21 protein-coding genes are annotated in these 22995 nt (G+C 72.0%); 19 read left to right on the top strand and 2 right to left on the bottom strand.

Going from position 1 to position 22995, the window contains the following annotated elements:
• The 9 genes from BJ958_RS28130 (at nucleotide 1) to BJ958_RS20350 (ending at nucleotide 10049) form a co-directional block, all read left to right on the top strand.
• Nucleotides 1-1131: an amidohydrolase family protein gene (locus BJ958_RS28130; protein WP_343052754.1), complete on the top strand. Its 1131-nt coding sequence runs from the start codon at nucleotides 1-3 to the stop codon at nucleotides 1129-1131.
• Nucleotides 1132-1139: 8 nt separating this feature from the next.
• Complete coding sequence (locus BJ958_RS27410; RefSeq protein ID WP_343052827.1) at nucleotides 1140-2345, top strand: M20 metallopeptidase family protein; 1206 nt, start codon at nucleotides 1140-1142, stop codon at nucleotides 2343-2345.
• Nucleotides 2342-3670 (top strand): type I glutamate--ammonia ligase, encoded by a 1329-nt coding sequence (locus BJ958_RS20320; RefSeq protein WP_179728671.1) that lies wholly within the window; start codon nucleotides 2342-2344, stop codon nucleotides 3668-3670. The genes BJ958_RS27410 and BJ958_RS20320 overlap by 4 nt, the downstream gene beginning before the upstream one ends.
• A gap of 1 nt (nucleotide 3671) precedes the next feature.
• On the top strand, nucleotides 3672-5066 hold the full coding sequence (locus BJ958_RS20325; protein ID WP_179728672.1) for an NAD(P)/FAD-dependent oxidoreductase: 1395 nt from the start codon (nucleotides 3672-3674) through the stop codon (nucleotides 5064-5066).
• 134 nt (nucleotides 5067-5200) lie between these two features.
• Nucleotides 5201-6430, top strand: a complete 1230-nt coding sequence (rocD, locus tag BJ958_RS20330) for an ornithine--oxo-acid transaminase (protein ID WP_179728673.1) — start codon at nucleotides 5201-5203, stop codon at nucleotides 6428-6430.
• Nucleotides 6427-7200, top strand: a complete 774-nt coding sequence (locus BJ958_RS20335; protein ID WP_218865905.1) for an SDR family NAD(P)-dependent oxidoreductase — start codon at nucleotides 6427-6429, stop codon at nucleotides 7198-7200. Before rocD ends, BJ958_RS20335 begins: the two co-directional genes overlap by 4 nt.
• A gap of 11 nt (nucleotides 7201-7211) precedes the next feature.
• Nucleotides 7212-8273, top strand: a complete 1062-nt coding sequence (locus BJ958_RS20340; RefSeq protein ID WP_343052755.1) for a phosphotransferase family protein — start codon at nucleotides 7212-7214, stop codon at nucleotides 8271-8273.
• Nucleotides 8273-8947 (top strand): histidine phosphatase family protein, encoded by a 675-nt coding sequence (locus BJ958_RS20345; protein ID WP_179728675.1) that lies wholly within the window; start codon nucleotides 8273-8275, stop codon nucleotides 8945-8947. Before BJ958_RS20340 ends, BJ958_RS20345 begins: the two co-directional genes overlap by 1 nt.
• A 10-nt stretch (nucleotides 8948-8957) precedes the next feature.
• Nucleotides 8958-10049: a VanZ family protein gene (locus BJ958_RS20350; protein ID WP_179728676.1), complete on the top strand. Its 1092-nt coding sequence runs from the start codon at nucleotides 8958-8960 to the stop codon at nucleotides 10047-10049.
• On the opposite strand, the gene BJ958_RS20355 is transcribed toward BJ958_RS20350, so the two are convergent.
• Nucleotides 10033-10794 carry an SDR family oxidoreductase gene (locus BJ958_RS20355; RefSeq protein WP_179728677.1) on the bottom strand — a complete coding sequence of 254 codons (762 nt, stop codon included), beginning with the start codon at nucleotides 10792-10794 and terminating at the stop codon, nucleotides 10033-10035. The two genes, BJ958_RS20350 and BJ958_RS20355, sit on opposite strands and share 17 nt — an antisense overlap.
• A gap of 78 nt (nucleotides 10795-10872) precedes the next feature.
• On the opposite strand from BJ958_RS20355, the gene BJ958_RS20360 reads away from it, so the two are divergent.
• Nucleotides 10873-11595 carry a calcium-binding protein gene (locus BJ958_RS20360; protein ID WP_179728678.1) on the top strand — a complete coding sequence of 241 codons (723 nt, stop codon included), beginning with the start codon at nucleotides 10873-10875 and terminating at the stop codon, nucleotides 11593-11595.
• Nucleotides 11596-11611: 16 nt separating this feature from the next.
• Here the strand turns inward: BJ958_RS20360 and BJ958_RS20365 are convergent, their stop codons facing one another.
• A complete protein-coding gene (locus BJ958_RS20365) occupies nucleotides 11612-12253 on the bottom strand; it encodes a hypothetical protein (protein WP_179728679.1) in 642 nt (213 codons plus the stop codon).
• A 126-nt stretch (nucleotides 12254-12379) separates the two neighbouring features.
• Between BJ958_RS20365 and BJ958_RS20370 the strand changes: the two genes are divergently transcribed.
• From BJ958_RS20370 to BJ958_RS20410, 9 genes are all read left to right on the top strand, one after another.
• A complete protein-coding gene (locus BJ958_RS20370) occupies nucleotides 12380-13006 on the top strand; it encodes a PadR family transcriptional regulator (protein ID WP_179728680.1) in 627 nt (208 codons plus the stop codon).
• A gap of 121 nt (nucleotides 13007-13127) precedes the next feature.
• Nucleotides 13128-13847: an ABC transporter ATP-binding protein gene (locus BJ958_RS20375; RefSeq protein ID WP_179728681.1), complete on the top strand. Its 720-nt coding sequence runs from the start codon at nucleotides 13128-13130 to the stop codon at nucleotides 13845-13847.
• Entirely contained in the window at nucleotides 13844-16456 is a 2613-nt protein-coding gene (locus BJ958_RS20380; RefSeq protein WP_179728682.1) for an FtsX-like permease family protein, read from the top strand. Before BJ958_RS20375 ends, BJ958_RS20380 begins: the two co-directional genes overlap by 4 nt.
• 58 nt (nucleotides 16457-16514) lie before the next feature.
• Nucleotides 16515-17138, top strand: coding sequence for a TetR/AcrR family transcriptional regulator (locus BJ958_RS20385; RefSeq protein WP_343052756.1), 624 nt, complete (start codon nucleotides 16515-16517; stop codon nucleotides 17136-17138).
• On the top strand, nucleotides 17135-17932 hold the full coding sequence (locus BJ958_RS20390; RefSeq protein WP_179728683.1) for a TIGR03084 family metal-binding protein: 798 nt from the start codon (nucleotides 17135-17137) through the stop codon (nucleotides 17930-17932). Before BJ958_RS20385 ends, BJ958_RS20390 begins: the two co-directional genes overlap by 4 nt.
• Nucleotides 17929-19644, top strand: coding sequence for an acyclic terpene utilization AtuA family protein (locus tag BJ958_RS20395; RefSeq protein ID WP_179728684.1), 1716 nt, complete (start codon nucleotides 17929-17931; stop codon nucleotides 19642-19644). The genes BJ958_RS20390 and BJ958_RS20395 overlap by 4 nt, the downstream gene beginning before the upstream one ends.
• 118 nt (nucleotides 19645-19762) lie before the next feature.
• On the top strand, nucleotides 19763-20899 hold the full coding sequence (locus BJ958_RS20400; protein WP_179728685.1) for an acyl-CoA dehydrogenase family protein: 1137 nt from the start codon (nucleotides 19763-19765) through the stop codon (nucleotides 20897-20899).
• 9 nt (nucleotides 20900-20908) lie between these two features.
• On the top strand, nucleotides 20909-21406 hold the full coding sequence (locus BJ958_RS20405) for an SRPBCC family protein (protein ID WP_179728686.1): 498 nt from the start codon (nucleotides 20909-20911) through the stop codon (nucleotides 21404-21406).
• Nucleotides 21403-22995, top strand: a complete 1593-nt coding sequence (locus tag BJ958_RS20410; protein ID WP_179728687.1) for an acyl-CoA carboxylase subunit beta — start codon at nucleotides 21403-21405, stop codon at nucleotides 22993-22995. The genes BJ958_RS20405 and BJ958_RS20410 overlap by 4 nt, the downstream gene beginning before the upstream one ends.

Genomic DNA, 22995 nt, shown 5'->3' on the forward strand with positions numbered 1-22995 from the left:
GTGACCATTCAGCTCGCCGAGTACGTGAGCCACCTCGGGCTCATCGATCACCACTGTCACGGGGTGACGTCCGCCAACCTCTCCTCGGGGCAGTTCGAGGCGCTCGCCACGGAGTCGTCCTGGCGCTCTCCCTTCGGCGGGTCGAACTTCGACACCCCCTTCGGCGTCGCTGTGCGTGCGCTCTGCGCGCCGGAGCTCGGACTCGAGGCCCACTGCACGGGCGAGCAGTACATGGAGCGTCGCATCGCCCTCGGCCCGGATGCGGTCAACCAGACGCTCCTGCGCGGGACCGGCATCGAGCGCTACGTCGTGGAGACCGGGGTGGGCGCGCACATGCTCGGACCGAAGGAGGTCGCCGATGCCGCCGGTGCCGAGTTCGGTGAGATCGACCGGCTCGAGGCTCTCGCCGAAGATGAGCTTGCCCTGGCCGAGAACGGCGAGGACTTCGTCGCTCGCGTGGTGGAGCGGATCGGCGCCAGCGCGGCGCGATCACTCGGCTTCAAGTCCATCGTCGCGTACCGCTGCGGGCTCGACTTCGACCCCGACCAGCCCACCCGCGACGAGGTGAGGGACGCAGCCGACCGCCTCCTGCGTGCCAGGACGTCCGAGGAGCCGGTCCGGCTCGAGGATCCGGTCGTCATCCGGTTCCTGATCTGGGAGGCGGTGCGCCACGGGTGTCCTCTCCAGTTCCATGTCGGCTACGGCGACTCGGACATCGACCTGCACCGGTGCGACCCGAGCAAGATGACCGAGTTCATCCGCAGGACGGTCGACACCGGAGCCAGCATCATGCTGCTGCACTGCTACCCGTTCCAGCGGGAGGCGGCCTTCCTCGCCCAGGTCTACCCGCACGTCTACCTCGACACCGGTGCGGCCGTGAACTACACCGGGTTCGGCTCCCACGCGATCATCCGCGAGTCCCTGGAGCTGGCCCCGTTCAACAAGGTGATGTTCTCCACGGACGCGTACGGGCTGCCCGAGCTCTACTACTGCGGGAGTCACCTGTGGCGACGCGGCGTCGCAAGGGTGTTCGGCGACTGGGTGGCCGACGACGAGATGAGCCTCGACGACGCAAAGCGATATCTGGACATGATCGCCGTCGGCAACGCCGCGAAGGTGTACGGCAGGTGATCACGCCAGTGGCGGCCGGTCGCCGTCCCTTCGACCACGAGATCCGGGCGGGTCTCGGCGATGCCCAAGCCCTACGCCGAGAGCTTCACCGGACCCCGCGGACCGGAGGGGACGAGGAGCCGGTCGCCCGGCTGCTCGCGACCCGGCTCGGACGCGCCGAGGCGCCGAGCATCGCGGGTGGACGGATCCTTCGCTTCGGGCCGGCGGACGGTCCTGCCGTCGCGCTGCGCGCGGAGCTCGACGCACTCCCGATCGATGAGGAGACCGGCGTGCGCTGGGCCTCTCGCAACGGAGCCATGCACGCGTGCGGGCACGACGTACACATGGCGGCTCTCGCCCTGGCCGTCGGCTGCCTGCGCAAGACGATGCCCGACGTACCGGTGGTCGCCCTTCTCCAGCCTCGCGAGGAGACCTATCCGTGCGGCGCGCCCGATCTCCTGGGCTCGGACGAGTGGGCGGGCGCGAACATCGGCGCCGTCGTCGGGGGACACCTCCAGCCCCGACTCCCGGCCGGCGTCGTCTCGGCCGCACCGGGCGCGGTGAACGCGGCGTCCGACGAGTTCGAGCTGACCGTCCACGGAGTCGGTGGGCACGCCGCCTATCCGCACACGGTCGAGGACCCGGTGGTCGCGGCAGCGGCGATCGTCGGCGCGATGCAGCACATCGTGTCTCGGCGGACGGACCCGATGCAGCCGGCGGTGGTCAGCATCGGCTCCGTTCGAGGTGGTCAGGCGGCCAACATCATCCCCAACGACGTTCGGATCCTCGGCACTGTCCGCACCTTCGACTCTGCGCAGCGCGAGGACGTGAAGTCGCACCTCGAGGCGATCGGTCGCAACGTGGCCGCTGGCTACGGATGCACGACGACGCTGCGCATCGTCTCCGGAGAGCCGGTGCTGACCAACTCGCCGGACATCGTGCATCGTCTGCGACCCAACATCCGCGAGCAGGGGATGAGCCTCGGAGAGGACCTCAGGTCGTGCGGTGCCGATGACTTCGCCTACTACAGCGACGCCGTCGCTTCCGTGATGGTCTTCGTGGGGACCGGCGACGGAACGTCGAGCTCCCCCGGCCTGCACAGCCCCAGGTTCCTGCCGCCCGAGAGTGCCGTCGAAGACGTCGCCCGGGTGCTTCTCGCCGGATTCTCGGCGGCGAACGACCACCTGAGAGCAGACATGAGTTCGAGATCACTTTCCGAAGGGAGTGTCACATGAGCGACCACCAGGCCACCGGTGACGGACAGAGCCTCCTGCTCAACCTCGTCGACAACTCAGGGGTGACTCGCGCGAAGCTGCTTCCGGCGTCGCGCATCGCCGCGGTGAGCGAGAGGGGAGTCGGCCTGTCGACCGCCTTCGCATACATGTGCGTCGACGACCACCTCGCTCCCATCCCAGGTGGAGTCGCGGTCGGGGACATGCGACTCGTACCTGCGGCTGATGCTCGACGGATGCTCGCCGCAGGTCTCGACTGGGCCCCGGTCGATCAGCTCGACCAGGAGACGCTCGACCCGGTGCCGACCTGCGCCCGATCGGCGGCGAAGCGTCTCGTCGCCGCCGCGAAGGACGCCGGGTACGTGTACCGGATGGCGTTCGAGTTCGAGTTCACGCTCTACAAGGAGAACGCCGACGGCTCACTCGAACTCGCCCACACCGGACCAGGCTACGGCGTGGGTCCCTTCCTCCGCCTGGAGCCGATGATCCGCGACCTCGAACAGAGCCTGATCATCGCGGGGATCGAGGTGGAGCAGATCCACCCCGAGTACGGCAACGGGCAGATCGAGGTCTCCATAGCGCCGGCGGACCCGGTTCGAGCGGCCGACAACGCCGTCCTGTGTCGCGTCATCGTCGCCCGGACCGCACTCGCGCACGGCTATCGAGCCTCGTTCGCGCCGATCACCAGCGTCGAGGGCATCGGCAACGGGGCCCACCTCCATGCGTCCGCCTTCAAGGACGGTCGCAACGTCTTCAGCGGCGGCGACCGGGAGTGCGGCATGACCGATGACGGTCTCGCCATGGTGTCGCGCCTCGCCCAGCTCCTCCCGGACACCATCGGTCTCTACGCTCCGAGCGTCCTCAGCAACGAGCGACTTCGGCCCGGCATGTGGAGTGGTGCCTGGGTGTGCTGGGGTCACGAGAACCGCGAGGCCGGAGTCCGGTTCGTGCAGGGAACCGGGGGTCACGGCCAGTCATCGGCGAATTGCGAGGTCAAGGTGATCGACCCGGCGGCCAACCCCTACCTCGTGGTCGCCGCCGTCGTGGCGATCACGCAGGACGCCCTTGCCCATCCGTACGACATCCTGCCCGAGATCCATGTCGATCCGGCCGTCATGACCGACGACGAGCGAGCCCGGAACAAGGTCGGCAGGCTCCCGGGCAGTCTCGCCGACGCGCTCGACCTTCTCGAGAAGAACCAGACTCTGCGCGCCGCGCTGGGAGCCGAGCTGCTCGACTCGTTCGTTGCCGTGCACAGGCACGAGGACGAGGAACACGGCTCGAAGGACCTGGAAGCACGCATCGACCTCCTCCGCTGGAAGTACTGACATGACGAACCTGACCAAGCACCGCTCGTTCTGGCTCCAAGAGGCTGGCGTCGACGACGTCTGCCCACCGCTGACCGGGAACAGGAAGACCGACGTCGCCATCGTCGGCGGGGGCTACGTGGGTCTGTGGACGGCGCTTCGCATCAAGGAGCTCGACCCCGCCGTCGACGTCACCATCGTCGAAGCCGACGTGTGCGGCGGGGGCGCCAGTGGTCGCAATGGCGGCTTCGTCCTGTCCTGGTGGCCCAAGTTCGCGTCCTTGACCGCGTTGTGCGGAGAGCAGGAGGCGCTCCGCCTGGCACTCGCCTCGGAGGACGCGATCACCGAGATCGGTGAGTTCTGCGCGGCACACTCTCCCGAGGCCGAGTTCCGCCGCTCCGGATGGCTGTGGACCGCCACGTCCCCCGCACACGACAGGTCCTGGGACGACGTCGTCACGCTGGCCGACCGGGCCAAGGAAGGGACGTTCGAGCATCTCGCGCCCCGAGAGGTCGCTCGACTGGCCGGCAGCCCGACCCATCTCGCCGGAGTGCTGGAGCACTCGGCTGCGATCGTCCACCCCGGCCACCTGGTCCGCGCCCTGCGCCGGCGAGCACTCGAGCTGGGTGTCAACATCTACGAGAACACAAAGGTCAAGCGCCTGAACCGTCGAGGCGCTCCCCGCCTGGCCACCGCGGCCGGCACGATCTGCGCCGACCGTGTCGTCGTCGCCACCAACGCCTGGGCTGCCGGGCTGAAGGAGCTGCACACCCGCCTCTTCGTGATCTCGAGCGACATCGTCGCGACCGAGGAGATCCCGAATGAGCTCGATGAGATCGGATGGCGCGAGGGTCCGGCCATCACCGACTCGCAGACGCTCGTCTGCTACTACCGGACGACGGACTCCGGACGTGTCGTCTTCGGCAAGGGCGGCTGGTCGATCGGGATCGGTGGCCACATGACCAAGGCGATGGAACGCAGCGCCGGTCGTGCGGAGATGGTCACGCGCGACTTCCAGCGCTACTACCCGATGTTGCGTCAGGCCAGGATCACGCACGACTGGGCCGGTCCGATCGACCGCACCCACAACAGCCTCCCCATCATCGACTGGCTCAACCGGGAGAAGACGATCGCGGTCGGGGTGGGCTGGTCCGGGAACGGTGTCGGTCCCAGCGTCGTCGGAGGCAAGATGCTCGCCTCCATGGTCCTGGGCCGGCAGGACGAATGGAGCTCCGCAGGGCTGGTGTCCGCACGTGCGAAGCACTTTCCACCGGACCCGGTCCGCTACGTCGGTGCCCACCTGGTACGCGAGGCGATCGTCCGCAAGGAACGAGCCGAAGCGCTCGACCTGCGTCCCAGCCGGGTCGCGGTCGCCATCAGCAACCTGGCCCCGTCCGGCCTGGAAGACAAGTCCTGATGGTGCGTGGCACCGACCGTGGGTGACGACGAGACCAGGCGCGGCCGGGGCGGCCCGCCGCTGGTCGGAGCCGCTACGACGGGCGGCGGTCGTCGCCGTTGTGGCGGCCTGACGGGGACGGTCATGCTGGAGCCATGACGACCACCCGCCACCACATCGACCTCGTCGAGACCTACGCCGCGCACAACTACCACCCGCTGCCGGTGGTGCTCGCGTCCGGAGAGGGTGCGTGGGTGACCGACGTCGAGGGCCGGCGGTACCTCGACTGCCTCGCCGGCTATTCGGCGCTCAACTTCGGCCACGGCCACCCGCGCCTGGTCGCCCGGGCGACGGAGCAGCTGCAGCGGCTGACCCTGACCAGCCGGGCCTTCCACAACGACCAGCTCGGTCCGTTCGTGGAGGCGCTCGCCGGGCTGACCGGCAAGCAGATGGTGCTGCCGATGAACTCCGGCGCCGAGGCGGTGGAGACGGCGATCAAGGTCAGCCGCAAGTGGGGTTACCAGGTCAAGGGCGTCACGCCGGGCGCCGCCACGATCGTCACGATGAGCGGCAACTTCCACGGCCGCACGACGACGATCGTCGGCTTCTCCGACGACCCCGACGCCACCACCGACCACGGGCCCTTCACCCCCGGCTTCACCCGGGTCCCGTACGGCGACCTGCCGGCCGTCGCTGCCGCGATCGACGCCGCCGCGGGGAACACGGTCGCGGTGCTGCTCGAGCCGATCCAGGGCGAGGGCGGCGTGGTCATCCCTCCCGACGGCTTCCTGCGCGGGCTGCGTGAGCTGTGCACCGAGCGCAACGTGCTGATGGTCGCCGACGAGATCCAGTCCGGTCTCGGCCGCACCGGGCGGACCTTCGCCTGCGACCACGAGGACGTGGTACCGGACATCTACGTCCTCGGAAAGGCGCTGGGCGGAGGGATCCTGCCGGTGTCCGCGATCGCCGCGGACCGCGAGGTGCTCGATGTCGTCCGCCCGGGCACCCACGGCTCGACCTTCGGCGGCAGCCCGCTCGCGGCCGCCGTCGGGCACGAGGTGGTCGGACTGCTGGCGACCGGGGAGTACCAGGAACGCGCACGGGTGCTCGGGAAGCGACTCGTCGCAGGACTCGACGCTCTGGTCGGATCGGGACTGGTCGCGGTGCGGGCACGAGGGCTCTGGGCCGGGGTCGACGTCGACCCGGGGCTGATGACCGGACGCCGCGTGTGCGAGGAGCTGATGGCACGCGGGGTCCTCGCCAAGGACACCCACGGCTCGACCGTCCGCTTCGCCCCGCCGTTGGTGTGCACCGAGGACGACGTCGACCTGCTCGTGAGCACCCTCCGGAGCGTTCTCGAGCAGGCACTACTGTCGGCCGGGTGAGCGACCAGCAGCCCCTGCGTGTCCTGATCACCGGCGCCGCCTCCGGGCTCGGCGCCGCCCTCGCCCGGGCCTGGGAGGACCGGGGCGCCGACGTGCTCCGCACCGACCGCGCACCCGCCGACGGGATCCTCACGCTCGACATCACCAGCGACGCCGACTGGGCCGCCGCCCGTGAGCACGTCGAGCAGACCTGGGGCGGCCTGGACGTCCTGGTCAACAACGCCGGTATCGCCGGCGGTGGGCGGCTCGACGTGGCGGGGATCGACGAGTGGCAGCGGCTGGTCGACATCAACCTGCTCGGCGCCGTCCGCGGGACCGCCACGTTCACGCCGGTCTTCAAGCGCCAGGGGAGTGGTCGGGTCGTCAACGTCGCCTCGCTGGCCGGTCTGGTGCACCCGGCCGGGATGGGCGGCTACAACGCCACCAAGGCTGCTGTCGTCGCGCTCACCGAGACCACCGGGCACGAGCTCGCGGCGCACGGCGTGAGCGCGCACGTCGTGTGCCCGTCGTACTTCCGCACCAACCTGATGGCCGGTGTCGAGGGCCGCGACGCCGCGCTGCAGCAGGTGATGACGAAGCTGGTCGAGGACGCGCCGCTCGGGCCCGACGAGATCGCGGCTGCGGTGCTCGACGCCATCGACGCCGGCACGGAGCTGATCATCCCCGACGAGGCCGCGCGGGCGGCGTACCAGCTCAAGGTGACCGACCGGCCGTCGTACGACGCCGTGATGCGCGCCCAGGCCCGCAAGCTCGACGCGGTGGCCGAGTGAGCGGCGCGCGCGTGGACGAGTCGCGTCCGGTCCGCGACGAGGACGCCTTCGACGTCGCCGCCGTCGAGGCCTGGCTGGACCGCGGACCGATCGCGGAGGTGCGCCAGTTCCCCGGCGGCGCCTCGAACCTGACCTACCTGCTGCGGATGCAGGACGGCCCCGACCTGATCCTGCGCCGCCCGCCGGTCGGCACCAAGGCGAAGGGCGCCCACGACATGGGCCGCGAGTACCGGATCCAGGACGCGCTCGAGCCGGTCTTCCCCCAGGTGCCGGCGATGGCGGCGTACTGCACCGCGGAGGACAGCCCCATCGGCAGCGAGCTCTACGTGATGGAGCGGCTCGACGGGCTGATCCCGCGCCGCGACTTCGGGTTCCCCGTCAGCGAGAGCCAGGCGAGCGCGCTGTGCGACGCCGCCGTCGACACGCTCGTCGCTCTGCACGCCGTCGACGTGTCCGCCGTGCCGGGCCTCGCGGCGCTCAACAAGGGCGACGGGTACGTCGCGCGCCAGGTCGTGGGGTGGATCGCCCGCCTCGACGACGCCCGCACCGACGACACCGGCGACTGGTCCGACATCACCGGCTGGCTCACCACGCACCAGCCCGCCGACGTCGGACAGCGGATGATCCACAACGACTACCGCTTCGACAACATGGTCCTCGACGCCGACGACCCCACCCGGATCATCGGCCTGCTCGACTGGGAGCTGGCCACCGTGGGCGACCCGCTGATGGACCTCGGCTGCACGCTGGCCTACTGGGTGCAGGGCGACGACGACGAGTTCTTCCAGCTGTTCCGCCGCCAGCCCACGACCGCGCCGGGCATGTGGACCCGCCAGCAGGTCGTCGACGCCTACTGCGCCCGCAGCGGGCTGTCCCTGACGCCGGCGCGGTGGACGTTCTACGAGGTCTTCGGCCTGTTCCGCCTGGCCGTGATCGCCCAGCAGATCTGGTACCGCTACGTCCACGGCCAGACCACCAACGAGGCGTACGCCGCGTTCGGGCCCGCGGTCGGTTACCTCGAGGCGCGCTGCCGTCAGGTCCTGGCGGCGCTGACTGCAGGGGAGGGTGCCTGATGGGGGTGCTGCTGCTGGTCCGCCACGGCCAGGCGTCCTTCGGGTCCGACGACTACGACGTGCTCTCCGAGACCGGGTGGGAGCAGGGTCGGGTGCTCGGCCGCTGGCTCGCCAAGGAGGGGCCCGAGCCGGCCTCGGTCGTGCACGGCGGGATGCGCCGGCACCGCGAGACCTGGGAGGCGATCGCCGAGGGTGCCGGTTGGGGCCCGGGATCGCCCGAGGCCGCGGTCGACGAGGACTGGGCCGAGTTCGACCACCTCGGCGTCCTGGCGCGCTACGCCGAGGCGACCGGCGCGGTCGTCGACCACACCACCGATCGCCGCGCCTTCCAGGAGCAGTTCGAGGTCTCCACCGCGCACTGGACCGCGGCCGGTCCCGACGGCGGCTACCCCGAGCCCTACGACGCTTTCGTCGGCCGCGCCCGCGCGGCCCTCGACGCCGCGGCCGCCCGGCCGGGACCCACGCTCGTCGTCACGTCCGGAGGAGTGATCGCGGCGCTGGCCGCGCTGCTCGTCGTACCGGACACGTCGGCGGTGGGACCCGTGTGGGCGCGGTTCAACACGGTCATCGCGAACACCTCGGTGAGCCGGGTGATCGTCGGTGCGAGCGGCGCCCGGTTGCTCACCTTCAACGAGCACCCGCACCTGCCGCGGTCGCTGGTGACCTACCGCTAGGCAGGTGGGCATGTCCGACCAGGTGATGAACGCCGTCATCGCGACCGCCCTCGGCACCGTGGTGGCGGTGCTGCTGCTGATCCCGGTCGCCGCGGTGGAGTACCGCAAGGACGGGCGGCTGGGCCCGCGCGACCTGACCGTGCTGCTCTCCGGTGCGGTCTACGGGCTGGCCCTGTGGACGTACACCCTGCTGCCGATGCCGGCGGACGACGACTACGCCTGTGCGGGCCGGCAGACGGTCCCGTTCGACACGATCCGCGCGATCGACTGGGGCGACCTCGGCTCCCGGGCCGGGCTGTCGGCGCTCGTGCACGACGCGGCGTTCCTGCAGGTGGCGCTCAACGTGCTGCTGTTCGTGCCGCTCGGCTGGTTCGTGCGGCGCATCGCGCGGCGCGGTGTCGTGGTCGCGACCCTGCTCGGCTTCTCGGTCTCGCTGCTGATCGAGACCACGCAGGCCACCGGCGTGTGGCACCTCTACGACTGCGCCTACCGGCTCTTCGACGTCGACGACCTGATGATCAACACGCTCGGCGCGACCCTCGGCTCGCTGGTCTCGGCGATCTTCATCCGCCGGCAGCGCCCCGAGGTCGTCTGGCCGACGACCATCACGCTCGGCCGCCGCTGGGTCGGCATGGTCTGCGACGGGCTGTTCGTGCTGCTGCTCGGCTCGACGCTGTCGATCGCGTGGCGGGCGGTGCAGCTGTACGTCGTGGAGGTGCCCTTCGAGGACCTGCCGACCACGCCCGAGCGCCTGCTGCAGTGGGGCGTCCCGGGGCTGGTCGAGGCGGTCGCCGTGCTCCTCGGCGGGCGGAGCGTCGGCGAGTGGGTGGTGTCGGTGCGCACGACCGGCGGGCGCGGCCCGGTCCCGGTCGCCCGCCTCGTCAAGCTCGTGACCGGGGTCGGCCCGTTCGTGGCGCTGCTCGCGATCCCGGGCGCCTGGACCGGACCGGTGCTCGCGCTCTTCGTCGTCGTCAGCCTAGTGGCGGCGGTCCCCAGGGCGGGCGGGCACCGCGGCCTGTCCCACGGCGCTGCCGGGCTCGACCTCGAGATAGTGCTGCCGCGGTCGGCGCGCGAGCGGGAACCGGTCAGATCAGCTTCTTGAGCACCCCGAGCGGGGCGTGCTTCATGACCGGCGCCATCGCCGCCCACGGCAGCGGCGGCACGCAGGCGTCGGCGACCTCCTTCTCGATGGCGGCCACCATCGCCGCCACGCCCTTCTCGGTCGACGACATCAGCGGCGTGTGCTGGTCGACCTTGTCGTTCATCTCCGAGCGGATGTAGCCCGGGTAGAGCACGGTGACCTTGATCCTCTTCTGCAGCCTCGTGCCGTGCAGCTCGGTCCGCAGCCCCTCGGCCAGGTGCGCGACGCCGGCCTTGGTGGCGGCGTACGTCGTCATCGAGGAGGGCATGCCGCGCATCGCCGACATCGAGGACACCATCACCAGGTGCCCGGCCTCCTGGGCGCGGAAGACCTCCATCGCGGCCTCGGTCTGCGCGAGCGCGCCGACGAAGTTGGTCATCGCGGTCTCGAGGTTGGCGTCGAAGCGGCCGGTGCCCAGCTTCGCGCCCTTGCCGAGGCCGGCGTTGACCACGACCCGGTCCAGCCGGCCGAGCTCGTCGCGCAGCTCGCCGAACACCCGGAAGACGGCGGCGTGGTCGGTCACGTCGAGTGCGCGCAGCGCGACCCGGCGCTCGGGGTGGGCCGCGCGGATCTCGTCCGCGAGCTCCTCGAGCCGCTCGGTACGCCGCGCCGCGAGTGCGAGGTCGTACCCGCGAGCGGCGAACTGGCGGGCCATCTCGGCGCCCAGCCCGCTGGACGCGCCGGTGATCAGGATCGTCGGTGCCATGGCGGCAGTCTGGCGCACCGACCCCTGTGGCAGGGTGACCGCCGGGCTCGGAAGGGAGCAGCGATGCGGAGGATCGGGATGATCCGGACCAGCGTGGCGGTCGTGCTGCTGGCGAGTGCCGGCGCGACGGGCGCGCCCGCGCTGGCGAAGGCACCGGTGCCGACCTGCGCGGGCAAGCGCGCCACGATCGTGGACCCCTCGAAGGGCAACGACCGGATCGTCGGGACCAGCAGGCGTGACGTGATCGTCGCCGGCCGCGGCAAGGGCCGCGACGTCGTCCTCGGGCTCGACGGCGACGACCTGGTCTGCGGCGACGCCCGGACCCGGGTGCTCGGCGGGCGCGGCGACGACACCGTCTACCACGCCGGAAGCGCAGACGGCGGCAAGGGCGCCGACCGGTTCCACGGTGTCGGCACGGCACGCGGCGGCAAAGGCGCCGACGCCTACTGGGCCCCGATGGGCACCGGCTCCTTCGACGGCGGTGCGGGCCATGACCGGGTGGTCTTCTACGAGGGCTACGTCCCCGGCACCACCTCGGGCGTCTACGTCAACCTCGCGCTGGGCCTGGCGTCCGCGGAAGCCGAGGTGGGCAGCCTCCGGATGCGGACCACCCTCGCCGGGACCGAGGAGGTCCGCGGCACGCCGGACGACGACCTGATCCTGGGCGACGCCCTCGACGACGTCCTGCGTGGAGGCGACGGCAACGACGTCCTCAACGGCCGGGCCGGGCTCGACACCGTCGTCGGCGGGCGCGGCAAGGACACCTGCACCGGCGAGCTGCGCCGGGGCTGCGAGCAGTAGCGCCCGCCGGCCGGGCTCAGGCCATCCTGGCCGCGGCGATCCGCGCCAGGCGCACGACCTGTGCCTTGCGCGGCGACGCCGGCTGCTGGACCTCGATCACCAGCACCCGCTTGCCCTTGCGGACCGCGACCGTGAAGTAGTGGCTCGGAGCCAGGCCGGTGCCGGCTGCGGGAGTCGTCGTGGCGCGGTAGCCGACCCGGGGACCACCGAGCTTCGGCAGCCTCTCCGGCTGGACCGTGGTGGCGATGCCGGCCCAGTACTGGCTGCAGTCGCGCACGAAGGCCTGGTACGCCGCGAGCAGCGCCCGGGCCTGGGCCGATGTGGTGAGCTGGAGCACCCGCACGTCGATCGTGCGCCCGGTCGAGAAGTCCTCGCCCGAGCGGAGCTCGCCGTAGCGCACCCCGGTCTCGGCCCACTTCGAGCAGACGCCGGCGTACTGGCCGGTCGTCGGTGTCGAGGCCCGGAACAGGTGGAGTCCCGCGAGATCGGGGATCGCGTGGACGATCTCCGACCTCGACGGCAGGTCCTTCGTGGCCACGGGGCGCGCTGCCGCCCGGCCGGCGGGCGTGGCGGCGACCGGGGCGCTGGTCAGCACCGGGGCGACGAGCGCGAGCAGGGCGGCCAGGGCGGTCAGGACGGCGAGACGGGTGCGGTGCATCGGGTTCCTCCGGGTCCGAGATGCCCGCACGCTACTCCGGTGCCGCTGCGGCGGTTCGACCGGCTCAGGGCATACCGGGTATACAGTCTCCATACCCGGTATGTAGTCATCCCCGAGGGAGCACCGATGTCCGTGAAGCACGCCCTGCTGGCGCTGCTGGAGCAGCAGCCCATGTACGGCTACCAGCTGCGCGCCGAGTTCGAGCAGCGCACCGGCACCACCTGGCCGCTCAACGTCGGGCAGGTCTACACGACGCTGACCCGGCTCGAGCGCGACGGCCTCGCCCTCGCCGACGGCGAGGACGGCGAGGGCCACGTGATCTACCGGATCACCGAGGCCGGGCGCGGCGAGGTCGCCACCTGGTTCACCACGCCGGTCGCCCGCACCCAGCCGCCGCGCGACGAGCTCGCGATCAAGCTCGCCCTCGCCGTGACCGTGCCCGGCGTCGACGTCGGCACCGTGATCCAGCAGCAGCGCAGTGCCACGATGGCCGCGCTGCAGGACTACACCCGCCTCAAGCGGCAGGCGGCCGGTTCCGCCGACCGCGCGGACCTCGCCTGGAGCCTGGTCCTCGACTCCCTCGTGTTCGGCGCCGAGGCCGAGATCCGCTGGCTCGACCACTGCGAGGCACGGTTGCGGCGGGCGGCGTCCGAGGTTGGACGAGAAAACTCGCGCTTGGACGAGGATGCTTCCTCGTCCCAGCGCCAGTTTCACCGGCCGGCCGGTGAAACTGCCTCGGGGGCCCCGCGGTGAGCCCCGACCTCCACGACCAGGCCCGCCGTCTCGACCGGGCCGAGCGGCGCTGGCTCGCCGACGCCCGCGACCGGCTCCAGCGCATCCGAGCCACCCGCCTCCTCTCCCGAAAGCAAGAGCGATGAACCCCGTCCTCCAGCTCACCGACGTCACCCGCACCCACGGCATCGCGCCGCACGAGGTGCTCGCCCTGCGCGGCGTCTCCTTCGCGGCCCACCCCGGTGAGCTGGTCGCCGTGATGGGCCCCTCCGGCTCCGGCAAGTCGACCCTGCTCACCATCGCCGGCGGGCTCGACCAGCCGACCAGCGGTGAGGTCAGCGTTGAGGGTGTCGACCTCGCGCGGCTCGGGCAGCAGGGACGGGCGCGGATGCGGCGTACGTCGATCGGTTACGTCTTCCAGGGCTTCAACCTGATCCCCGCGCTCACCGCGACCGAGAACGTCGCCCTCCCGCGCGAGCTCGACGGGATCGGCCCCCGCCAGGCCCGGGCCGAGGCGCGGCGCGCACTGGCGGAGGTCGGCATCCTCGACCTCGCCGACCGGTTCCCCGACAACATGTCCGGCGGCCAGCAGCAGCGGGTCGCCATCGCCCGTGCCGTCGTCGGCGAGCGCCGGCTGATCCTGGCCGACGAGCCGACCGGCGCCCTCGACACCGAGACCGGCGAGGGGATCCTCCAGCTGCTCCGCGCGCGCTGCGACGCCGGCGCGGCGGGCGTCCTGGTCACCCACGAGGCGCGGCACGCCGCCTGGGCCGACCGGGTGGTGTTCCTGCGCGACGGCGTGGTCGTCGACGAGACCGGCGCCGACCGGGTCGACGTGCTGACCGAGCCGGCCGCGCGATGAGCCACCGCAGCCACGCCCTGGGGGGTTGGCGGGTCGCGCTGCGGCTCGCGCGTCGGGAGGCCTGGCGCCGCAAGGCACAGACCACGCTCATGCTCGTCCTCGTCTGCCTACCCGTGCTCGCCGTCGCCGCGGCCGCGGTCGTGTGGCGCACCGCCAGCGTCTCCGGCGCCGAGGGCGTCGACCGCCGGATGGGTGCGTCGGCCGCCCTGGTCAGCGGCAGCGGTACGTCCGAGGTGGTGCAGGCCTTCGACCCCGATGGCACCACCTCCTGGGTCAGCGAGGACGAGCACGTGGCGAGCGCCGAGGAGGTGCGCGGGGTCCTCGGCGCCGACCGTGAGCTCGTGCCGTTGGCCCGGGAGTACCTCTCCTACCGCACCGACCGTGGCGTCGGCGACCTCCTGGTCACCGAGACCGATCTCGCGAACCCGCTCACCGAGGGACTGTTCCGCCTCGACGACGGCCGCTACCCGAGCGCCGCCGACGAGGTCGTGGTCAACCCCGTGGCGGCCGGGCGCGGGCCGGGTCTCGGCGAGACGCTGACCGTGCTGCGCCGTACGGCGGACGGCGAGACCCGCACCGACCTGCACGTCGTCGGCATCGCCACGAGCGCGACCACCCGCGAGGAGCCCGTCGCGGCGGTCCTCCCCGGCGCGCTCGGCACCCCGGACGACCAGCCGAGCTGGCTGGTCGGCGGCGGCCCGGTGAGCTGGGACGACGTCCGCGCGCTCAACGCGGTCGGCCTGCTCGCCGCCTCGCGCCAGGTCCTGACCGACCCACCGCCGGACTCGGCGCTGCCGCCCGAGGTGGTCACCGACGAGCCCGTCGACGAGACCCGGCTCACCGCGCTGCTGCTGGTCGCCACGATGGTGCTGCTCGAGGTCGTCCTGCTCGCCGGGCCGGCCTTCGCCGTCCGCGCCCGGTCCCAGGCGCGCACGCTCGCGCTCGTCGCGGCCGCGGGCGGGACGCCGGCCCAGGCACGCCGTACCGTCCTCGCCTCCGGTGTCGTGGTCGGGCTGGCCGGCGGCCTGCTCGGCGCCGTCCTCGGGATCGGCGTCGGGGCGTTGCTGGTGCCCGTGGCGCAGCGCTTCCAGGGCACCTGGTTCGGACCGCTGGAGGTGCCCTGGCCGCTGCTGGCCGTGGTCGCCTGCTTCGGCCTTGCGGCAGCCGTCCTGGCGGCCGTCGTCCCTGCGTTCTCGGCCTCGCGCCAGGACGTGGTCGCCGTGCTGGCCGGTCGCCGCGGCGAGGGGCGGCCCTCGCGTCGCTCGCCGGTGCTCGGCCTGGTCCTGGTCGGGGCGGCCATCGCCTCCGGTCTGCTGGGCTCCCGGGCGAGCGGCGCCTCCCCGGCGCTGGTGGCCGCGTCCGCGCTGCTCTCGGTCGTCGGGATGATCCTGCTCGTCGCGACCGTCGTCGCACTGGTGGGACAGCTCGCCCGCAGGTTCCCGCTGGCGCTGCGCTTCGCCGCCCGGGACGCCGCCCGGCACCGCACCCGCACGGTCCCGGCCGTCGCCGCCGTCGGCGCGACCGTCGCCGGGGTGATCACCCTCGGCCTCGCCCTCGCCAGCCAGCAGGCAGCCGACGAGCGCGACTACGACCCGCTGCTCGCCGACGGGTACGCCGCGGTCCCGGTCGAGCCCGGCACCGACCCGGCCGCCGTACGCCAGGTGCTCGCGAAGCGCGTCCCCGGCGCCCGCGTCGACGAGGTCGTCGGCGTGCGCCAGGGCACCGGCGACACGTGGACGAACGTCTCCCTCGACGTCGCCGGCGACCCCTTCGGCCTGGCCGCGAGCGGGTCGCTGGGCAGCGGCTTCCTGGTCGGCTCCGCGGTGCCCGACGCGGTCGGGCTGGCTCCGGGCGACCGGGCCGTCGCCGACCGCGCGCTCGCCGCCGGCCGGATCGTGGTCGTCCGCGGTTCCGAGGCCTTCGGTCCGGACGTGGCCGACACGGTGCACGTGGTCGTCGACGAGGACGGCTCCGCAGCCCCGACTGCGAGCCTCGAGGCTCCGGCCGTGGTGGTGCGGGCCGACGGTGGCCGCGGGACGGTCGAGGCGGTGCTGCCCCCGGCCGTCGCGAAGGACCTCGGCCTCGACGTCGGCACCGTGGGGCTGACCATCGCCCCGACCGTCTCGGTCGCCGCCCAGGCGGACCTGACCGAGGCCCTGGCGACCGTTCCCGGCGCCGGCCCGCTCGTCGTGGAGCGCGGCTACCAGCCCGAGGACGGCGTGCGGATCCTGCAGTGGGTGCTGGCGGTCCTCGGCGGCATCCTGATGCTCGGCGGCACCCTCACCGCCACCTTCCTCGCCCTGTCCGACGCCCGGCCCGACCTCGCCACGATGGCAGCGGTCGGTGCCCGCTCGCGCACCCGCAGGCGGGTCGCGGCGGCGTACGCGCTGGTGGTGGGACTGGCCGGCGCCCTGCTCGGTACGCCGATCGGGTTCATCCCCGGCATCGCGGTGAGCCGACCGCTGTCCCGCGGCGACGACGGCAGCTCGCTGCTCGTGGTCCCCTGGCCGCTCCTCGGGCTCGTGGTCGTCGGCCTGCCGCTGCTCACCGCCGCAGCGGTGGGGCTGTGCGCGCGGAGCCGGCTGCCGCTGGTGGCGCGGATCGACTGACAGGTCGAAACTTAAAGTCAGTCTTGACTGTTTGTTAGTACGACGCCATGCTGGCGGCGTGACCACGACCCGCGTCCCGCAGGAGGAGCGCACCCGCGCCATGCGGCAGCGGTTGATGGACGCGACGGTGGAGCTGCTGGTCGAGAAGGGCTTCGGCGGTACGACGACCACCCTGGTCTCCGAGCGCGCGGGTGTCAGCCGCGGCGCGCAGCTGCACCACTTCCCGACCAAGAACGACCTGGTCGTCGCGGCCGTCGGTCACCTCACCGCGATCCGCGGCTCCGACCTCGAGGCCGCCGCGGCAAAGCTGCCGGCCGGACGCGGGCGCACCGAGGCGGTCATGCAGATGCTCGGCGACCACTTCGCCTCGCCGGTCTTCACCGCGGCGCTCGAGCTGTGGGTCGCGGCGCGCACCGACCCGGGCCTGCACGAGGCGGTCGCACCGCTGGAGCAGCACGTCGGCCGCGAGACCCACCGGCTGACGGTCGAGCTGCTCGGCGTCGACGAGGCGCAGCCCGGCGTCCGCGAGCTGGTGCAGGCGACGCTCGACCTGGTGCGCGGCCTCGGCCTCGCCAACACGCTCGGCGACGACGCCCGTCGTCGCCGCCGGATCCTCACCGAGTGGGCGCGCACGCTGGACGCCGCGCTGCACCCGGCCGACCCCCAGGGAGAAGACGGATGAGTGTCCTCGACGACGTGATCGCCGACCTGAGTGCCGAGGGCGACCAGCTCCGCACGACGGTCGCCGCCCTCGACGCCGACGCCTGGCGTACGCCGACCCCGGCCGAGGGCTGGGACGTCGCCACCACGATCGCCCACCTGCTGTGGACCGACGAGGTCGCGGTGCTGGCGGCCGGCGCGCTGAGCGAGGAGGGCAAGCAGGCGTGGGACGCCGTGGTGCTCACCGCCATCGAGGACCCGACCGGGTTCGTCGACGCGGAGGCGATGCGCATCGGCGCGCTCGCCCCCGAGGAGCTGCTGGCCCGCTGGGACGCCGCCCGGCCCGCCCTCGTCGCCGCGCTGCAGGCCTACCCCGACGGCCTCAAGATGCCGTGGTTCGGGCCGCCGATGGCGCCGACCTCGATGGCGACCGCGCGGTTCATGGAGACCTGGGCCCACGCCCTCGACGTGTACGACGCGATCGGGGTGCGTCCCGAGGTCACCGACCGGATCCGCCACGTCGCCCACATCGGCGTGCGCACCCGCAACTTCTCCTACGCCAACAACGGTCTCGAGGCGCCGGCCGAGGAGTTCCGGGTCGAGCTGACGGCGCCGAGCGGCGAGCTGTGGACCTGGGGACCGCAGGACGCACCCCAGATCGTCACCGGCTCGGCGTACGACTTCTGCCAGCTGGTCACCCAGCGGGTGCACCGTGACGACACCGACCTGAAGGCCGTCGGCGACGACGCCGAGAAGTGGCTCACCATCGCGCAGGCGTTCGCCGGCCCGGCCGGCGGCGGAAGGGACCCCCGATGACCACACCCCTGAGGATCGCCAACTGCTCCGGCTTCTACGGCGACCGCCTCTCCGCCCTGAGGGAGCAGCTCGAGGGAGGTGAGGTCGACGTCGTCACCGGCGACTACCTCGCCGAGCTGACCATGCTGATCCTCGGCATGGACACGCTGCGCGACGCCGAGCTCGGGTACGCCCGCACCTTCCTCACGCAGCTCGAGGACACCCTCGGCCTCGCCCTCGACAAGGGCGTCAAGATCGTCAGCAACGCCGGCGGCCTCAACCCGGCCGGTCTCGCCCGGAAGATCGAGGAGCTCGGCACGGGCGCCAAGGTCGCCTACGTCGAGGGCGACGACCTGCGCGCGGCAGGGCTGTTCGACGGGGCGCTGACCGCCAACGCCTACCTCGGCGCGTTCGGCATCGCCTCCGCCCTGGCCCGTGGCGCCGACATCGTCGTCACCGGGCGCGTGACCGACGCCAGTGTCGTCGTCGGTCCCGCGATCGCCCACCACGGCTGGACCCCCGGTGACCACGACGCACTGGCCGGTGCGGTCGTCGCGGGCCACGTCATCGAGTGCGGCACCCAGGCCACCGGCGGCAACTTCTCCGGCTTCGTCGACCTGTTCAAGGCCGGCGCCCCCATGGACAGGCCCCTCGGGTTCCCGATCGCCGAGGTCGCCGCCGACGGCAGCAGCGTGATCACCAAGCACGACGGCACCGGCGGCGCGGTCACCGTCGACACCGTCACCGCGCAGCTGCTCTACGAGATCCAGACGACCCGCTACCTCAACCCCGACGTGACCACGCACCTCGACTCGATCCGGCTGCGCCAGCAGGGCCCCGACCGGGTCGAGATCAGCGGTGTCACCGGCTCCGCGCCCGCGGAGAGGCTCAAGGTCGCGGTCAACCGCCTCGGCGGCTACCGCAACCAGCTCGAGTTCGTGCTCACCGGCCTCGACGTCGACGCGAAGGCCGAGTGGCTGCGCAGCCAGCTCGACCCGCAGCTGAGCGTCGCCGACGTGACGTGGACCCAGACGCCCGCACGCACGGGCGACGCGGACACCGAGGAGGGCGCCTCGGTCATCTTGCGGTGCATCGGCAAGGACCCCGACGCGGGCCCGCTCGGCAAGCCGTTCACCGGTCCCGCGGTCGAGCTCGCGCTCGCCAGCTACCCCGGCTTCACGATGACCACGCCGCCGCAGAAGCCCAGTCCGTTCGGCATCTACACCCCGGAGTACGTCGACCGGGCCCAGGTGCAGCACACCGTGGTCCACCACGACGGCAGCCGCGAGGTGATCGCAGACCCGACCACCTTCGCCGACCCCGCTGAGCTCGACCCGGAGCTCGGCAAGCGGCCCTCGCCGTACCCCGCACCGGCCGACACCATCACCCGCCGGATGCCGCTCGGAACCTTCGTGCACGCCCGCTCCGGCGACAAGGGCGGCAACGCGAACCTCGGCCTGTGGGTGAAGAACGACGGCTCGCCGAAGTACGAGGCCCGCGTCCAGTGGCTGGCGAAGATCGTCAAGGACCGCAAGATCCGCGAGCTGGTGCCCGAGGCCCGCGACCTCGACGTCGACGTCTACGTGCTGCCCAACCTGGGCGCGGTCAACGTCGTCATCCACGGCCTGCTCGGCGACGGCGTCGCCGCCTCCACCCGGTTCGACCCCCAGGCCAAGGGCCTGGGCGAGTGGGTCCGCAGCCGGATCGTCCACATCCAGGAGGACTTGGTGTGAGCCGCCGTCGGGGCGTCACAAGCACGCCGATTGGTCCCAAACCGCATCAATTCGGGCCGTTTTCCTGCGGTTTGGGACCAAACCGCAGGAAAACCAACACCGGGCCGGAGGCCAGTCGATGAGATGGAGCGAGGAGCGCCAGGCGCTCAAGGACTCGGCGAGCGAGTTCGCACGCCGCGAGATCATGCCGAGCCTGCAGGAGTGGGAGGACGCGGGCGAGCTGCCGCGCAGCCTCACCCAGGCCGCGGCGAAGGCCGGCCTGCTCGCGGTCGGCTACCCCGAGGCGGCCGGCGGCGAGGGCGGGGACCTGCTCGACGCGTGCGCGCTGCAGGAGGGGCTGATGGAGGCCGGTGCGTCCGGCGGGCTGATGGCCTCGCTGTTCACGCACGGCATCTCGGTGCCGCACATGGTCGAGAACGGCTCGCCGTACCTCATCGACCGCTACGTCCGTCCCACCCTCGCCGGCGAGATGATCGGCAGCCTCGGCATCACCGAGCCCGGCGGCGGCTCCGACGTCGCGGGCATCACCACGCGGGCGGTGCGCGACGGGGACCACTACGTCCTCAACGGCGCGAAGACGTTCATCACCTCCGCGGTGCGTGGCGACTTCGTGGTGACCGCCTGCCGCACCGGCGAGGCCGGCCACGCCGGCATCTCGCTGATCGTCGTCGACAAGGGCACGCCCGGCTTCACCGTCCAGCGCAGCCTGAAGAAGATGGGCTGGCACTGCTCCGACACCGCCGAGCTGTCGTACGTCGACGTCCGGGTCCCGGTCGAGAACCTCGTCGGGAGCGAGAACCAGGGCTTCTACTACATCGCCCAGCAGTTCGTGGTGGAGCGGATCTTCCTCGCACTGATGGGCTACGGCCACGCGAAGCGCTGCCTCGACCTCGCCGCGGCCTACACCCGCGACCGCGAGACCTTCGGCAAGCCGCTCACCAAGAACCAGGTCGTGCGTGCCCAGCTGGTCGAGATGCACCGGCAGGTCGAGGTCGCGCGCACCTACACGCTCGACGTCGCGGCGCGCCACGTCGCCGGCGAGAACGTGATCGCCGAGGCCTGCCTGGCCAAGCAGACCGCTGTCGACACCGCGGTCGCGGTCTCCGACATCGCGGTCCAGCTGCACGGCGGAACCGGCTACATGCACGGCACCGAGGTCGAGCGGCACTACCGCGACGCCCGGCTGCTCCCGATCGGCGGCGGCGCGACCGAGGTCCTCACCGACCTGGCCGCGCGTCTGCTCGGCTACGCGTAGGAGAGCGCGATGGACCTGATGAAGCCGCTGGGCGGCGAGGTGAGCGTGCACATGAAGGCGACGGTCGACGAGGTGTGGGCGCTGGTCAGCGACGTCACCCGGATCGGCGAGTTCTCGCCGGAGACCTTCGAGGCGCAGTGGACCCACGGCGCCACCGGCCCGGTCGTCGGTGCCCGGTTCCGCGGTCACGTGAGGCGCAACGGCGTCGGCCCGGTCTACTGGACCCCCTGCACCGTCACGAAGGCCGTCGAGCCCGGCACCAACGCAGAGGGCGTCTTCGAGTTCGCCGTCGGGCTCGACGCCAACCCGCTCAACACGTGGGGCTACCGGATCCAGCCGGAGAACGGCGGAACCCGCGTCACCGAGTACTTCCGGCTCACGCCGGCCTGGTACATGCGCGGCTACTGGCTGGTCCTCGGCCGGCTGCGCGGCAAGACCAACGAGCGCGGCATGCGCACGACCCTGGAGAGGATGAAGGCGGTGCTTGAGGGAGTGAGCGAGTCATGACGACCACCGAAGCGCCCGAGCAGTCCCGGCGCACGGCCATGGAGGCCAAGATCGCCGACCTGCACTCGGAGCAGACCAAGGCGGTCGAGGCCGGCGGCAAGTACGTCGCCCGGCACCGCGAGCGCGGCAAGCTCACCGCCCGCGAGCGGATCGAGCTGCTCGTCGACGAGGGCTCGGCCTTCCTCGAGCTGATGCCGCTGGCCGGCTGGGGCAGCGACTTCGCGGTCGGCGCCTCGCTGGTGACCGGCATCGGCGTCGTCGAGGGCGTCGAGTGCCTGATCGTCGCCAACGACCCGACGGTCAAGGGCGGTGCCCTCAACCCGTGGTCGCTGAAGAAGTCGTTCCGGGCGGCCGAGATCGCCGAGAAGAACTTCCTCCCGACGATCAACCTCACCGAGTCGGGCGGCGCGGACCTGCCGACCCAGAAGGAGATCTTCATCCCCGGCGGGCGCGGGTTCCGCGACCTGACCCGGGCCAGCGCCCGCAAGCAGCCGACGATCTCGGTGGTGTTCGGCAACTCGACCGCGGGCGGTGCCTACGTCCCCGGCATGAGCGACTACGTGATCATGGTCAAGGAGCAGGCCAAGGTGTTCCTGGCCGGCCCGCCGCTGGTGAAGATGGCGACCGGCGAGGAGTCCGACGACGAGACCCTGGGCGGTGCGGAGATGCACTCGCGGATCTCCGGCCTGTCCGACGCGCTGGCCGTCGACGAGCACGACGCGATCCGGCTCGCCCGGCGTACCGTCGCCCGGCTGAACTGGCGCAAGCAGGGCACGCCGCCGACGCGGGACTACGCCGAGCCCGACCTCGACCCCGAGGACCTGCTCGACCTGATCCCCACCGACCTCAAGGAGCCCTTCGACCCGCGCGAGGCGATCCTGCGCATCGTCGACGGGACCGGACCCGACAACGGACAGCCGTTCGACGAGTTCAAGCCGCTCTACGGCTCGGCGCTGTGCGTGGGCTGGGCCAAGCTGCACGGCCACCCGATCGGCATCCTCGCCAACGCCCGCGGCGTGCTGATGAGCGAGGAGGCGCAGAAGGCCGCGCAGTTCATCCAGCTGGCCAACCAGAAGGACACGCCGCTGCTGTTCCTGCACAACACCACCGGCTACATGGTCGGCGCGGAGTACGAGCAGGGCGGCATCATCAAGCACGGCGCGATGATGATCAACGCGGTCTCCAACTCGAAGGTGCCGCACCTGACGGTGATCATGGGCGCGTCGTACGGCGCCGGGAACTACGGCATGAACGGGCGCGCCTACGACCCGCGCTTCCTGTTCACCTGGCCCTCGGCGAAGTCGTCGGTGATGGGCCCGGCCCAGCTGGCGGGCGTCCTGGAGATCGTGGCCCGTGAGTCCGCGGAGAAGAAGGGCCAGCCCTTCGACGCCGAGGGCTTCGTCGCGATCAAGGAGATGGTCGAGACGCAGATCGAGGAGCAGTCGCTCCCGTACGTCCTGTCCGGGATGGTCTACGACGACGGCGTGATCGACCCGCGCGACACCCGGACGGTGCTGGGCATCTGCCTGTCCGTCATCGACAACCAGCCGATCGAGGGCGCCATGAACTTCGGCGTCTTCCGGATGTGA

Source organism: Nocardioides kongjuensis (assembly GCF_013409625.1).
GTDB lineage: Bacteria > Actinomycetota > Actinomycetes > Propionibacteriales > Nocardioidaceae > Nocardioides > Nocardioides kongjuensis.